Genomic DNA, 14,010 nt, shown 5'->3' with positions numbered 1-14,010 from the left:
CAGCTACTGTAAAGCGAAGAAACCTCCCGTTTGACACCGCGGTGTTGAATTAGAGTAAGCAGACCAAATTTAGGTACCGTAGTTTTGACGGCCGGAAGGCCTACTGACTAACCAGACCAGTGAGGTGACCAGATGGCTTTGACGCCAGAAGACGTTGTCAACAAGCGCTTTCAGCCCACCAAGTTCCGCGAGGGCTATGACCAGGACGAGGTTGACGACTTCCTGGACGAAATCGTCGTCGAACTCCGCCGCCTGAACCAGGAAAACGACGAGCTCCGCAAGAAGCTCGCCGACGCCGGCTCCAGCGTCCCGGCAAGCACCACCGCCGCACCTGTGGTTGAGAAGGTCCCCGCCCCGGTCAAGTCCGACAAGGATGAGGCCCGCGAGAAGGCTGAAGCCGAAGCGAAGGCCGCCGAAGCCAGCAAGAAGAAGGACGTCGAGCCGGCCGCTCCGGTTGCAGCCGCCCCCGCAGCGCCCGCCGCCTCCACTCCTTCCGCCGAGTCCGCTGCCGGCCTGCTGGCCATGGCGCAGCAGATGCACGACCGCCACGTCGCCGAAGGCCAGGCCCAGAAGGACAAGATCATCGCCGAGGCGCAGATCGAAGCCAGCAGCCTCGTCAACGACGCACAGGAAAAGTCCCGCAAGATCCTGGGCGCACTGGAGCAGCAGCGTTCGGTCCTCGAGCGCAAGGTGGAGCAGCTCCGCGGCTTCGAACGCGACTACCGTTCACGCCTGAAGGCCTACATCGAAGGCCAGCTCCGCGACCTGGACGCACGTGGTTCCGTTGCGACGCCGGAAGTCAGCGAAGCAAACTAACCCTGGCAACACGTATTCTGAAAGCCGGTGGCTGAGGATTCCTCGGCCACCGGCTTTTGGCATTGACACCTAAGTTTTTCGAAGTGAAAGCACCATGACTGACGAACTCGCAGCCGACGCCGCACGGCCGGCCCCCTCCTCTCCGCGCCCCCGACGGGCTGTGCTGCTGTCCCTCTTCGGCGGGTTCGCGGTCTTTGCCTACGTCCTGGACCAGCTCACCAAACTCTGGGTGACGTCCACCATGGTGGAAGGCGAAAGGATCCCGGTCCTGCCGCCCCTGCTGCACTGGTACTTCATCCGGAACTCAGGTGCCGCGTTTTCGATCGGGGAGAACGTCACCTGGGTGTTCTCGATCATCATGGCCGGCGTCGCAATCGCCATTCTCTTCCAGGTCCGGAAGCTGGGCTCGGCCTGGTGGTCCCTGGCTCTCGGGCTGCTGCTGGGCGGCGCCCTGGGCAACCTCACCGACCGGCTCTTCCGCGAGCCCTCCTTCGGCATGGGCCATGTGGTGGACTTCATTCAGCTTCCCAACTTCGCGATCTTCAATATCGCGGACTCCGCCGTCGTGTCTGCCGTCGCCATCATCTGCATCCTGACCATTCGCGGAATCGCGCTGGACGGAACGCGCCTCGGGACTGCACACAAGGACAAGCCCGGCCATGAGTGAGCGAATCGTCGTGGCCGAGGAATTCGGCGGGACCCGGGCCGACGCCGGCCTGGCAGGCCTCCTGGGCGTGTCCCGGTCCGTGGCCGCATCCTTGCTGGCCGAGGGCCATGTCCTCACCCGGGGGAAGGCGCTCGGGAAATCGGCAAAACTTGTGGCGGGGGATGTCCTTGACGTCACCGTCCCGGAGCGGCGGGACCCGCTGGAAGTCGTGGAGGAAGTTGTGGAAGGCCTGAAGATCCTGCTGGACGACGAGGACTTTGTCGTCGTCGACAAACCCGTGGGTGTCGCGGCGCATCCCTCGCCCGGCTGGGTTGGCCCCACTGTGGTGGGCGGACTGGCCGGTGCAGGCTACCGCATCTCCACCTCCGGCGCACCGGAGCGGGCGGGGATCGTGCACCGGCTCGATGTCGGCACCTCCGGGGTAATGGTGGTGGCGAAGTCCGAGCGGGCCTACACAGCCCTCAAGCGGGCCTTCAAGGAGCGCACTGTGGACAAGGTGTACCACGCGGTGGTCCAGGGCCTCCCGGACCCGCTGACAGGCACCATCGACGCGCCCATCGGACGGCATCCCGGCCACGACTGGCGCTTTGCCGTCATCGAGGACGGCCGGCCCTCGGTAACCCATTACGAAGTCCTGGAGGCTTTCGGGAAGGCAAGCCTGGTGGAAGTGCACCTGGAGACGGGCCGGACGCACCAGATCCGGGTCCACTTCTCAGCCCTCCGCCATCCCTGCGCCGGTGACCTCACCTATGGCGCCGACCCGCGCCTCGCGGCCACCCTCGGGCTCACCCGGCAGTGGCTCCACGCCCGCCAGCTGGGATTCGACCACCCGGTGACAGGGGAACGCGTCACTGTCACCAGCGACTATCCGCAGGACCTGGCCTACGCCCTGGAACTGCTGGAGTCGGGACAGGCCTGACACGGCGGCCTGGCCGGGCCGCCAACTGCCAGCGCTTAGAATGGTGCGGTGAGTTCCAGCAAAGATTCGTTTGTCCACCTGCACACCCACACCGAATATTCCATGCTGGATGGAGCTGCCCGCCTGGGCGAACTGTTCGATGAAACCGAGCGCCTGGGGATGCCGGCCCTTGCCACCACAGACCACGGCTACTTGTTCGGGGCGTTCGATTTCTGGCGCAAGGCCACGGACAAGGGCATCAAGCCGATCATCGGCGTCGAAGCCTACGTAACCCCCGGCACGGCCCGCACGGACAAGGAACGCGTCCGCTGGGGCGACGAATCCCAGCGCAAGGACGACGTCTCCGGTGGTGGCTCGTACACCCATATGACGCTCCTGAGCTACAACAACGTGGGCATGCGGAACCTCTTCCGGGCCTCCTCCATCGCCTCCCTCGATTCGGTGTTCGGCAAGTGGCCGCGGCTTGACCGCGAACTGCTCAACACCTACTCCGAGGGGCTGATTGCCACCACCGGATGTCCCTCCGGCGAAGTGCAGACCAGGCTCCGGCTCGGCCAGTACCGCGAAGCGCTGGAGGCGGCCGCCGAGTTCCGGGACATCTTCGGCGCGGAAAACTACTTCTGCGAGCTGATGGACCACGGGCTGGACATTGAGCGTCGGGTCACCGGCGACCTCCTGAGGCTCGCCAAGGACCTCAACCTGCCGCTGGTGGCCACCAACGACCTCCACTACACCCACGAGCACGATGCAAAGGCCCATGAGGCCCTGCTGGCCATCCAGTCGGGCTCCACGCTGCTCGAACCCACGTACGACAACGGCGGTTCGCGGTTCGCCTTCTCCGGCAGCGGCTACTACCTCAAATCCCCGCAGGAGATGCGCGAGCTTTTCCGCGACCACCCGGAAGCCTGCGACAACACCCTGCTGATCGCTGAGCGCTGCGAGGTGTCCTTCAATACGGACGCCAACTTCATGCCCAGGTTCCCCTGCCCGCCCGGCGAGGACGAGACCTCGTGGCTGGTCAAGGAAGTGGACAAGGGCCTGCAGTACCGCTACCCGGGAGGCATCCCGGACGAGGTCCGCAAGCAGGCGGACTACGAGCTCGGCGTCATCACGTCCATGGGGTTTCCGGGCTACTTCCTGGTGGTTGCCGACTTCATCAACTGGGCCAAGAACAACGGCATCCGCGTTGGCCCCGGCCGTGGTTCGGGTGCCGGTTCCATGGTGGCCTACGCCATGCGCATCACCGACCTCGACCCCCTGCGCCACGGCCTGATCTTCGAACGGTTCCTGAACCCGGACCGCGTCTCCATGCCCGACTTCGACGTCGACTTCGATGACCGGCGCCGTTCCGAAGTCATCGACTACGTGACCCGCAAGTACGGTGACGAACGCGTCGCCATGATCGTCACCTACGGCACCATCAAGACCAAGCAGGCCCTCAAGGACTCCTCCCGCGTCCTGGGCTACCCGTTCAGCATGGGTGAACAGCTGACCAAGGCCCTGCCTCCGGCCGTGATGGCCAAGGACATTCCGCTCGCGGACATCCAGAACCCCGAAGCCAAGCGCTACAGCGAGGCCGGCGATTTCCGGCAGCTGATCGCCACCGACCCGGAAGCCGCCAAGGTCTTCGAAACGGCCCTGGGCATTGAAGGGCTGAAGCGCCAGTGGGGCGTGCACGCAGCCGGCGTCATCATGTCCTCGGACCCCATCATCGACGTCATCCCGATCATGCGCCGCTTCCAGGACGGCCAGGTGATCACCCAGTTCGACTACCCGACGTCCGAGGGCCTTGGCCTGATCAAGATGGACTTCCTGGGCCTGCGGAACCTGACGATCATTTCCGATGCCCTCGAGAACATCAAAATGAACCGTGGCATCGACCTCGACCTGGAAAACCTGGAGCTCGACGACGCCCCGTCCTACGAACTCCTGGCCCGCGGCGACACCCTGGGCGTGTTCCAGCTCGACGGCGGCCCCATGCGTTCCCTGCTCAAGCTCATGAAGCCTGACAACTTCGAAGACATCTCCGCCGTGCTGGCGTTGTACCGGCCGGGCCCCATGGGCGCCAATGCCCACACTGACTACGCGCTGCGCAAGAACGGGATCCAGGAAGTCATTCCCATCCACCCCGAGCTGGAGGAACCGCTCAAGGAGATCCTCGGCGGCACGTACGGCCTGATCGTGTACCAGGAGCAGGTGATGGCCGTGGCGCAAAAGCTGGCCGGCTACTCGCTGGGCCAGGCAGATATCCTCCGGCGGGCCATGGGCAAGAAGAAGAAGTCGGAACTGGACAAGCAGTTCGCCGGCTTCTCCCAGGGCATGCAGGACAACGGTTACTCCATGGAGGCCGTCAAGACCCTGTGGGACATCCTCCTGCCCTTCTCCGACTACGCCTTCAACAAGGCCCACTCCGCCGCATACGGGGTGATCTCCTACTGGACGGCCTACCTGAAGGCGCACTATGCGCCGGAGTACATGGCTGCACTGCTGACCTCCGTCGGTGACGATAAGGACAAGTCGGCAATCTACCTGAACGAATGCCGCCGCATGGGCATCACGGTGCTTCCGCCGGATGTCAATGAGTCGGCCCTGAACTTCACCCCGGTGGGCAATGACATCCGCTTCGGCATGGGCGCTATCCGCAACGTGGGTGCGAACGCCGTCGATGCCATGGTCACCGCGCGCGAGAGCGAAGGTGCCTACACGTCCTTCAAGGACTTCCTGATGAAGGTTCCGGCGGTGGTGTGCAACAAGAGGACCATCGAATCCCTGATCAAGTCCGGGGCCTTCGACTCCCTGGGCCATCACCGGCGTGCGCTGGCCATGATCCACGAAGAGGCCATCGATTCCGTCATCACCTTGAAGCGGAACGAGGCGATCGGCCAGTTCGACCTCTTTGCGGGCTTTGAGGAAGCCGAATCGGAAGCGTCGCTCAGCATCGAAATCCCGGACCTGCCCGAATGGGAGAAGAAGGACAAACTGTCCTTCGAACGGGACATGCTGGGCCTGTACGTCTCGGACCACCCGCTGCAGGGCCTCGAGGGGCTGTTGAGCCAGCACGCGGAGATGAGCATAACGACCATCATCGGCGAAGACGGGCCGCAGGACGGCGCCATCATCACCATCGCCGGCATGATCACCTCGTTGAGCCGCCGCATCGCCAAAGCCAGCGGCAATGCCTACGCCCGGGCCGAGATCGAGGACCTCGGCGGTTCCATCGAAGTGATGTTCTTCGGCCAGGTCTACGGGCCTATCGCCTCCGTGCTCGCCGAGGACCTGATCGTGGTGGTCAAGGGCCGCCTGCAAAAGCGCGACGACGGCGCCATCACCCTCAACTGCATGGAGTTGTCCGTGCCGGACCTGAGCGAAGGCCTGCACGGGCCGCTGGTCATCACCATGCCCACTTACAAGGCAACCGAGGCAGTGGTGACGGAGCTGGGGGACGTGCTGCGCACGCACCGGGGCAACTCGGAGGTGCGGCTGCACCTCCAGGGCGACACCCGCACGGAAATCATGGGGCTGCCCGTCCACCTGCGGGTGAACCCCAGCCCGTCGCTGTTCGGCGACCTGAAAGTGCTGCTGGGGCCGGCTTGCCTGGACGCCTGACGCAGGGGAGCACGACGCCGGAAGCCGGCTTCCGGCGTCGTCCGCGCCTTTGGCGTCTGGTCGCTTCAGCCCGGACCCGGGACGATGGAGTGCGCTAGATTTCGTAGTCCAGCGGGACAGGCTGTCCGTAGGCGCCCCCATGGTAGAGCAGCGGCGCACCATCGCCGCCCACCTGGCCGTCCACCACCTGGACCACCACCACGGCATTGTTTTCGAACGACAGCCGCATCTGCACCTCGCCGATGAGCCAGCCGGCCACATCCTTCAGGATGGGCACCCCGTGCGGTCCGATTTCCCAGTGGTTCCCCTCGAACCGGTTGCCGGGCCGGGCGAACCGGGCTGCCAGTTCCTGGTTTTCGAGGCCCAGCATGTGCACGCCCAGGAACTGGGTGTTGGCAACGGCGGGCCAGGACCTGGAACTGCGGGCCATGTTGAACGTGAATCGCGGCGGTTTGGCCGACAGGGAGGCCACCGATGTTGCGGTGAATCCGTAGGGCTCGTCCTGGTAGTTCACGGTGATGATGGCGACGCCCGCGGCATGCCGCCGGAACATCTCCCTGAACGTCTGCTCAAAGGGCTCGCTGTTGTCGGTCACCGGAACTCCTGCACTAAGTGGCATATCTCTTTCCCCAAGCGTATTGGCCCGCGGGCCAGGCGGGAAAACACAGAGCCCTTGAACCGCTGACGGGCTCCGCAGGAACCTTTGTTAAGGTGTCTGTCATGACGAACTTTGGCCGCCCCGCGCGGCGGCTGCCCTGGTCCCTGCTGCTGGTCCCGGCGGCGGCAGGCGTTCCGGCCGGGCTCCTCTGGTGGCTGCTTGCCCCGGGCGGCCTGAACCTGATCACCCGGAACCCCGCCCTGGCATCGGGAACGGCACCGTTGGTGTGGCTGCCACGCGACCTGACACTTGCCGGGATTATGGTGCTGGCCGGTTGCCTGCTGGCCGTGTTCCTGGCCGACGGCAAGCGTCCGGACCCCCGGACGGCTCTGCTGGCGGGCCTGGTCGGCGCGGTGGCCGGCAGCCTGGCCGCCTGGGGAACCGGTCTCCTCGCGGCCCGGCTCTGGGGGCCGGCGGTGGACACCTCGGCCAATGCCAGCATCGCCTTCTCGCTCCGGGCGTTGCCGGTGCTGCTGCTGTGGCCGGCTGCCACGGCGGTTTCGGTCTTCGTTTTGGAGTTGGTGGGGATGGCAGGCCGGAAACCCGCCAGCATCCCCGGCGGAACGGCGGGCGGGAACAGCGCCGTAAAATAGTCAGGTGACCACTTCCCCTCAGCCTCCTGCCCCCGCGACTACCGCCGTCGACTTCCGCACCATCGACCTTCGCGGCCGCACCCTGACCCTGGCGGCCCTGCGCGCCGCCGTTCCGCGCGCCAAGGGCCAGACCGTGGCGGACGCCGAGGAAAAGGTCCTGGACATTATCGCCGCCGTCCGGCAGCGCGGCTTCGCGGCGTTGTCTGACCTTGCGTCAAGGTTCGACGGCGTGGATCAGCGCCATCCGCTGGTTCCCCGGGAGGCGATCGCCGCAGCCCTGGACGGTCTTGACCCGAAGGTGCGGGCAGCACTGGAGGAATCCATCAGCCGGGCACGGAAATTCGCCGACCGGCAGCGGCCCCGCAACGTTGACGTCGAACTGGGCGACGGCGCCGTCGTCAGCCAGAACTGGGTCCCCGTAGCGCGCGTTGGGCTGTACGTTCCGGGCGGCCTGGCAGTGTATCCGTCATCGGTGATCATGAACGTGGTGCCGGCGCTGGCGGCAGGGGTGGAATCCATTGCCCTTGCTTCGCCGCCCCAGAAAGAATTCGGCGGCCTGCCGCACCCCACCATCCTCGCCGCTGCGGCGCTGCTGGGTATCACCGAGGTCTACGGCATCGGCGGCGCACAGGCCATCGCCGCGTTTGCCTATGGGGTGGACGCCGGCGACGCGGGCCCCGCACTGGAACCGGTGGACGTGGTGACCGGGCCCGGCAACATCTTCGTCGCCACCGCCAAGCGCCTGGTCAAGGGAGTGGTGGGCATCGATTCGGAGGCAGGAACCACGGAGATCGCCATCCTTGCCGACGACTCCGCCCAACCGGCGCTGGTGGCCGCCGACCTGCTCAGCCAAGCCGAGCACGACCCCAAGGCAGCATCGGTGCTGGTCACCGATTCGGAGCCGTTGGCCATGGCGGTACGGGACGAGCTCGATCGGCAGGCCGCCGCAACCAAGCACTCCGCCCGCGTCCGGGAGGCCTTGTCCGGCCCCCAGTCCGGCGTCGTCCTGGTGGACAACCTGGACCAGGGAATCGCCGCGTGCGATGCCTACGCCGCCGAACACCTGGAGATCATGACGCGGGACGCCGCCGCCGTGGCCGCGCGGATCCGGAATGCCGGCGCGATCTTTGTGGGCGACTACAGCCCCGTCAGCCTGGGGGACTACTGCGCAGGCTCGAACCACGTGCTGCCTACCAGCGGGACCGCTGCGTTCTCGTCCGGGCTCAACGTCACCACGTTCCTGCGCGCCATCCAGGTGGTCAATTACAGCCGGGAGGCCTTGGCGGAGGTCAGCGGCCACATTGTGAGCCTGTCCCGTGCCGAGGACCTGCCGGCCCACGGGGACGCCGTCAGCGCGCGGTTCCCTGCACAGGACTAGCCACTACATATAGGTTGCCGGGCACTACATGTAGTAATTACAGGCTTGTTATTACCCGGGATGCAGCCGTAAACTGGGACGGTAACACTGCGGTCCGGCGGCACTGCCGGTTTCGTTGCCGTTAGACGCCGGAAGGGAAGGGGAAACGCCATGTATTGTCCGTTCTGCCGCAACCCCGATTCCCGCGTCGTTGACAGCCGGATGGCCGATGACGGCTCGGCTATCCGACGCCGGCGCCAGTGCCCCGAATGCGGGCGCCGGTTCACCACCGTCGAAACCACCAGCCTCTCCGTCATCAAGCGCTCCGGCGTGGGCGAGCCGTTCAGCCGCAGCAAAGTGATCAACGGCGTGCGCAAAGCATGCCAGGGCCGGCCGGTCAGCGAAGACGACCTCGCCATGCTGGCCCAGGAGGTGGAAGAGCAGATCCGTTCCTCCGGCGCCGCCGAAATCGACGCGCACGAGGTAGGCCTGGTCATCCTCGGACCGCTCCAGAAGCTGGATGAGGTAGCGTACCTGCGCTTCGCCAGCGTGTACCAGGCATTCGAGTCCCTGGAGGACTTCGAATCGGCTATTGCACTGCTCCGCCACGAAGCCGTGGAAGGCGCCAAGGGCGCCTCCGGCCCGAAGAGCTCCGAGAAGAGCCCGCTCTAAGCTCCGGTGGCGGCAGCGGAGGGGAAGCCGCAGCCGCCACCGGCACCACCTTTACTTGGTGAGCTTGTGCTGCAATGCGATTTCCAGGGCCGCGCCAACGATCCCGGCCTCGTTCCGCAGGACGGCCGGAACAATCGGCGTCCTTAACTTGAGGTTGGGAAGGTACTCGTCCGCGCGCTTGGAGATTCCGCCGCCGACGATGAACAGCTCCGGGGAGAACAGGAACTCCACATGCGAGAAGTACCGCTGCAGCAGCACGCTGTACTCGTCCCATGAGAGCCCGTCCCGTTCGCGGGCCACGGCGGAGGCCTTCGATTCGGCATCGAAGCCGTCGATCTCCAAGTGCCCCAGTTCCGCGTTCGGCACCAGCTTCCCATCGAAAATGAAGGCGGAGCCGATGCCCGTGCCCAGGGTGATGACCAGGACGGTGCCGGCGACACCCTCGCCGGCACCGTACCGGGCTTCGGCCAGGCCGGCGGCATCGGCGTCGTTGATGACCTCCACGGGGCGGCCCAGCCGCTCGGTGAGGAGGGCGTCAATGTCCGTATCCAGCCAGCTCTTGTCCACGTTGGCGGCGGAGTGGACCACGCCGTGCTGGATGATGCCGGGGAAGGTCACGCCCACGGGGGAGCCGGCCTCCGGGGCCTCGGGGCGCGCAGAGAGCTCGGCGACTACCAGGGCCACTGCTTCGGCAACGGCCTCGGGCGTGGCGGGCTGCGGGGTGGGCACCCGGAAACGCTCACCCAGGAGCTTGCCCTTCTTCAGGTCGACAATGCCGCCCTTGATGCCCGTACCGCCGATGTCGATGCCGATCAGTGGTGCGTTCTTGTGCGACTTCTCGTCCTTCTTGGCCAATGGGATTCCGTTCTAGGCTGGGGCGGGCAGGGAAGGGGCGGCCGGGGGCAGCCCCACAACAGGGTGGGTCCTGCACCGGCATCGGATGCCGTGTGCGGGCAGGGGACAGACTACGGCAGGGTGAGGATTTCCGCGCCGGTCTCGGTAACCAGCAGGGTGTGCTCGAATTGGGCGGTGCGCTTGTGGTCGCGGGTCACCACGGTCCAGTCATCGCTCCACATGTCCCATTCGACGGTGCCGAGGGTGAGCATCGGTTCGATCGTGAACACCATCCCCGTTTCGATCACGGTGTTGTAGGCGGGGGCGGCGTCGTAGTGCGGGATGATCAGTCCGGTGTGGAAAGCCTCGCCGACACCGTGGCCGGTGAAGTCCCGCACCACACCGTAGCCGAAACGCTTGGCGTACGACTGGATGGCGCGGCCGATCACGTTGATTTCCCGGCCCGGTGACACCGCCTTGATGGCCCGGTTGAGCGACTCCTGGGTGCGCTCCACCAGGAGCCGTGATTCCTCGTCCACGTCACCCACCAGGAACGTGTAGTTCGTGTCGCCGTGGACCCCGTTGATGAAGGCGGTGATGTCGATGTTCAGGATGTCGCCGTCCTGGACCACGGTGCTGTCCGGGATGCCGTGGCAAATGACCTCGTTCAGCGACGAGCACAGGGACTTGGGGAATCCGCGGTAGCCGAGCGTGGAGGGGTACGCGTGGTGGTCCAGCAGGAATTCGTGGCCCACCCTGTCCAGCTCATCGGTGGTGACACCGGGCTGGATGTGCTTGCCGACCTCCACGATGGCCTGGGCCGCGATCCGCCCGGCGACGCGGATCTTCTCGATCGTTTCGGCGGACTTGACCTCCGAACCCGTGAATTTGGCCGGGGCAGGCTTGCCGACGTACTCCGGACGGGGGATGGACGCCGGGACGGAACGCTGCGGGCCTACGGTACCCGGGGTGAGGGTTCCGGTGGGTGCAGTAGAGGCAAGGGAAGGCATAGATTGATCATATAAGGCACCGCAGAACGCCTAACAACCGACAAGCGGCGGAGGGCACACGTAAGTGTTTGTGTTACGTGGATCACCCCGCGGCTTTCCTGTCGCCGGAACGAGGAGCAACGATGACTGAGTACTGGTTCAACGTCAACACCCACGAAGTGGAAGAAGACCGGCTCTCCGACTGGAGCCAGCTCATTGGGCCCTACAAGACCCGGGAAGAAGCCGAACACGCCATCGAGAAGGTCAAGGCGCGCAACGAGGCCTGGGAAAAGGGCGACGACGACTGACCGGTTGGGTGGGCAGGCCGGCCGGGTGCCGGCCCGCCTGTTCCGCCCGCGTCGGCGGGGTGACGTTGAAAGCTAGAAGGAGTGTTCCGGGCCGGGGAACTGGCCGGAGCGGACGTCGTCGCCGTAGGCGGTGGCGGCGTCGAGCAGGGTGGTGCGCAGGTCCGCGTACTGTTTGACGAACTTGGCCATCCGGCCGCCCCGCAGGCCGGCCATGTCCTGCCAGACAAGGACCTGGCCCGTGGTCGCGTTCCCGGCGCCAATGCCGATGGTGGGGACGTCCACGGCAGCGTCCACCGCGGCCGCGGTGTCGGCCGGGACCATTTCCATGAGCACGCAGAATGCGCCTGCGTCGGAGAGGGCGCGGGCATCGTCGATCAGGCGTTGGGCGTCGTCGCCCCGGCCCTGCACGCGGTATCCGCCCAGTGCGTGTTCGCTTTGCGGGGTGAAACCGATGTGGGCCATGACCGGGATGCCCGCCTGCACCATTGCTCGCACCGTTGGGGCGTAGTACGCGCTGCCCTCGATTTTCACAGCATGCGCCAGGCCTTCCTTCAAAAAGCGGACACCGGTGGCGACGGCCTGTTCGGCACTGACTTCGTAGCTGCCGAAGGGCAGGTCCGCGACCACCATGGCGCGCTTCGCGGTCCTGGCCACGGCGCGGCACAGCGGCAGCAGTTCGTCCACGGTGACCGGAAGGCTGGTTTCGTTGCCGTAGACGTTGTTCGAGGCCGAATCACCGACCAGCAGCACTTCAATGCCGGCAGCGTCAAAGATCTCCGCCGTATATTGCTCGTAGGCGGTGAGCATGGCGAACCTGGTGCCGTCCCGCTTGGCCTGCTGCAGGTGGTGGATCCGGACCTTGGCCGGTTTTCGTCCGGCGGCAGGAGCCTCGTGCTGGCCGGGTCCGCTGCCGTACGGGGCGGGTACTTCGGCGGACGCGCTGGAGTCGGAGCTGTTGCTGGTGGCCATGGGATGAGCGTAGTGCGGGACCTGCCGTGCTTTCTACCGCAGCCGGTTCCGGGCAAAGGTGATTAGCGTCATAGCGGCCGTGCCGGAACGCCGTTGACGTCCGGCACGGAAGCCGCCAGGGCACCTCCCGGACCGCTCCGGAGGTTAATGCTGTGTTACGCACGGCTCAGGCTCAAGCATCGGCGCCGAATGATTAGTACAGTGTTGATGAACTGCTGCCGGCTTTCCCCTTTGCGCGGGCCCCGGAGCATGAACGTTGACCGGAGAAGAGGCCATCATGGACCGCCAGCAAGAATTTGTCCTGCGCACGATCGAAGAGCGCGACGTACGTTTCGTGCGCCTGTGGTTCACCGACGTCGTGGGATCGCTGAAGTCCGTAGCCCTGGCGCCCGCCGAGGTCGAGGGCGCCTTCGAGGAAGGCCTTGGCTTCGACGGCTCCGCCATCGAAGGGCTGGCCCGGGTCTTCGAATCCGACATGCTGGCCCAGCCCGATCCGTCCACCTTCCAGATCCTGCCCTGGCGTGGCGAGACGGAACAGACCTCGCGCATGTTCTGCGACATCCTCACTCCCGACGGCGAACCCTCGGCAGCGGACCCCCGCAACGTCCTTAAGCGCACGCTGGCCAAGGCCGCGGACATGGGCTTCACGTGCTACACCCACCCCGAAATCGAGTTCTACCTCCTGAAGTCCCAGGAACCGGGCCCGAACGGTGCACCGGTGCCGGTTGACGAGGGCGGCTACTTCGACCATGTCCCGGGTGGCGTGGCCCAGGACTTCCGCCGCACCGCCGTAACCATGCTGGAATCGGTGGGCATCTCGGTGGAATTCAGCCACCACGAGGCCGGACCCGGACAGAACGAGATCGACCTCCGCTACGCCGACGCCCTGCAGACGGCGGACAACATCATGACCTTCCGTACCGTGATCAAGGAAGTGGCCCTGCAGCAGGGCACGTACGCCACCTTCATGCCCAAGCCGTTCACCGACCACCCGGGCTCCGGCATGCACACGCACTTCTCCCTGTTCGAAGGCGATACCAACGCGTTCTTCGAAGCCGGCGCCGAGTTCCAGCTGTCCAAGACGGCCCGGCAGTTTATTGCCGGCATCCTCAAGCACGCCCCGGAATTCACCGCCGTCACCAACCAGTTCGTCAACTCCTACAAGCGCCTTTGGGGCGGGGGCGAGGCTCCGAGCTACCTGAGCTGGGGTCACAACAACCGGTCCGCGCTGGTCCGCGTGCCGCTGTACAAGCCGGGCAAGGGCCAGTCCGCACGGATCGAATACCGTGGAATCGACTCAGCGGCCAACCCCTACCTGGCCTACGCCGTCCTGCTTGGTGCAGGCCTGAAGGGCATCGAGGAAGGCTACGACCTGCCTGCGGCGGCCGAGGACGACGTCTGGTCGCTGAGCTCGGCCGAACGGCGCGCCATGGGCCACGATCCGCTCCCGGCCAGCCTGCACGATGCCATCCGTTCCATGGAAGATTCCGAACTGATGCCGCAGATCCTGGGCGAACAGGTCTACGAGCACTTCCTGCGCAACAAGCGAGCCGAATGGCAGGACTACCGCCTGCAGGTGACGCCCTACGAGCTGCAGCGCAACCTCGGCATTCTCTAGGTGC

General features: G+C 65.7%; 13 protein-coding genes. 9 read left to right on the top strand and 4 right to left on the bottom strand.

The features are described from left to right. Nucleotides 1-132 precede the first annotated feature (132 nt). The 4 genes from QRM96_RS03115 to dnaE all read left to right on the top strand — a co-directional run bounded on the left by QRM96_RS03115 (nucleotide 133) and on the right by dnaE (nucleotide 6,008). Nucleotides 133-816, top strand: a complete 684-nt coding sequence (locus QRM96_RS03115; RefSeq protein ID WP_018763562.1) for a DivIVA domain-containing protein — start codon at nucleotides 133-135, stop codon at nucleotides 814-816. A 94-nt stretch (nucleotides 817-910) separates the two neighbouring features. Then, nucleotides 911-1,483 (top strand): signal peptidase II, encoded by a 573-nt coding sequence (gene lspA, locus QRM96_RS03110; protein ID WP_018763563.1) that lies wholly within the window; start codon nucleotides 911-913, stop codon nucleotides 1,481-1,483. Next, complete coding sequence (locus QRM96_RS03105; RefSeq protein ID WP_018763564.1) at nucleotides 1,476-2,402, top strand: RluA family pseudouridine synthase; 927 nt, start codon at nucleotides 1,476-1,478, stop codon at nucleotides 2,400-2,402. Before lspA ends, QRM96_RS03105 begins: the two co-directional genes overlap by 8 nt. Before the next feature lie 48 nt (nucleotides 2,403-2,450). After that, the gene (gene dnaE, locus QRM96_RS03100) at nucleotides 2,451-6,008 is read left to right on the top strand and encodes a DNA polymerase III subunit alpha (protein WP_109864316.1); all 3,558 of its coding nucleotides are present in this window, start codon (nucleotides 2,451-2,453) and stop codon (nucleotides 6,006-6,008) included. Between the two features lie 94 nt (nucleotides 6,009-6,102). On the opposite strand, the gene QRM96_RS03095 is transcribed toward dnaE, so the two are convergent. After that, on the bottom strand, nucleotides 6,103-6,603 hold the full coding sequence (locus QRM96_RS03095) for a flavin reductase family protein (protein ID WP_018763566.1): 501 nt from the start codon (nucleotides 6,601-6,603) through the stop codon (nucleotides 6,103-6,105). A gap of 125 nt (nucleotides 6,604-6,728) precedes the next feature. Here QRM96_RS03095 and QRM96_RS03090 point away from each other — a divergent pair, with 125 nt between their 5' ends. From QRM96_RS03090 to nrdR, 3 genes are all read left to right on the top strand, one after another. Further along, nucleotides 6,729-7,259 (top strand): hypothetical protein, encoded by a 531-nt coding sequence (locus tag QRM96_RS03090; protein ID WP_285318305.1) that lies wholly within the window; start codon nucleotides 6,729-6,731, stop codon nucleotides 7,257-7,259. Between the two features lie 4 nt (nucleotides 7,260-7,263). Beyond that, complete coding sequence (gene hisD / locus QRM96_RS03085) at nucleotides 7,264-8,637, top strand: histidinol dehydrogenase (RefSeq protein WP_109864314.1); 1,374 nt, start codon at nucleotides 7,264-7,266, stop codon at nucleotides 8,635-8,637. A gap of 150 nt (nucleotides 8,638-8,787) precedes the next feature. Beyond that, nucleotides 8,788-9,288 carry a transcriptional regulator NrdR gene (gene nrdR / locus QRM96_RS03080; RefSeq protein WP_018763569.1) on the top strand — a complete coding sequence of 167 codons (501 nt, stop codon included), beginning with the start codon at nucleotides 8,788-8,790 and terminating at the stop codon, nucleotides 9,286-9,288. A 51-nt stretch (nucleotides 9,289-9,339) separates the two neighbouring features. On the opposite strand, the gene ppgK is transcribed toward nrdR, so the two are convergent. Both ppgK and map read right to left on the bottom strand, forming a co-directional pair. Continuing rightward, the gene (ppgK, locus tag QRM96_RS03075) at nucleotides 9,340-10,143 is read right to left on the bottom strand and encodes a polyphosphate--glucose phosphotransferase (RefSeq protein WP_018763570.1); all 804 of its coding nucleotides are present in this window, start codon (nucleotides 10,141-10,143) and stop codon (nucleotides 9,340-9,342) included. Between the two features lie 110 nt (nucleotides 10,144-10,253). After that, complete coding sequence (gene map, locus QRM96_RS03070; protein ID WP_285318304.1) at nucleotides 10,254-11,132, bottom strand: type I methionyl aminopeptidase; 879 nt, start codon at nucleotides 11,130-11,132, stop codon at nucleotides 10,254-10,256. Between the two features lie 122 nt (nucleotides 11,133-11,254). Here map and QRM96_RS03065 point away from each other — a divergent pair, with 122 nt between their 5' ends. Then, a complete protein-coding gene (locus QRM96_RS03065) occupies nucleotides 11,255-11,419 on the top strand; it encodes an SPOR domain-containing protein (protein WP_018763572.1) in 165 nt (54 codons plus the stop codon). A 72-nt stretch (nucleotides 11,420-11,491) separates the two neighbouring features. Here the strand turns inward: QRM96_RS03065 and panB are convergent, their stop codons facing one another. Next, nucleotides 11,492-12,388, bottom strand: coding sequence for a 3-methyl-2-oxobutanoate hydroxymethyltransferase (gene panB, locus QRM96_RS03060; protein ID WP_018763573.1), 897 nt, complete (start codon nucleotides 12,386-12,388; stop codon nucleotides 11,492-11,494). Between the two features lie 277 nt (nucleotides 12,389-12,665). Between panB and glnA the strand changes: the two genes are divergently transcribed. Continuing rightward, nucleotides 12,666-14,006 (top strand): type I glutamate--ammonia ligase, encoded by a 1,341-nt coding sequence (gene glnA / locus QRM96_RS03055; RefSeq protein ID WP_109864349.1) that lies wholly within the window; start codon nucleotides 12,666-12,668, stop codon nucleotides 14,004-14,006. The last annotated feature ends 4 nt before the right edge of the window (nucleotides 14,007-14,010 follow it).

The organism is Pseudarthrobacter sp. lyk4-40-TYG-27, assembly GCF_030209295.1.
Classification (GTDB): Bacteria; Actinomycetota; Actinomycetes; order Actinomycetales; family Micrococcaceae; genus Arthrobacter.
Note: the sequence above shows the minus strand (reverse complement) of the source record. Positions and strands in the feature narration are given on the sequence as shown.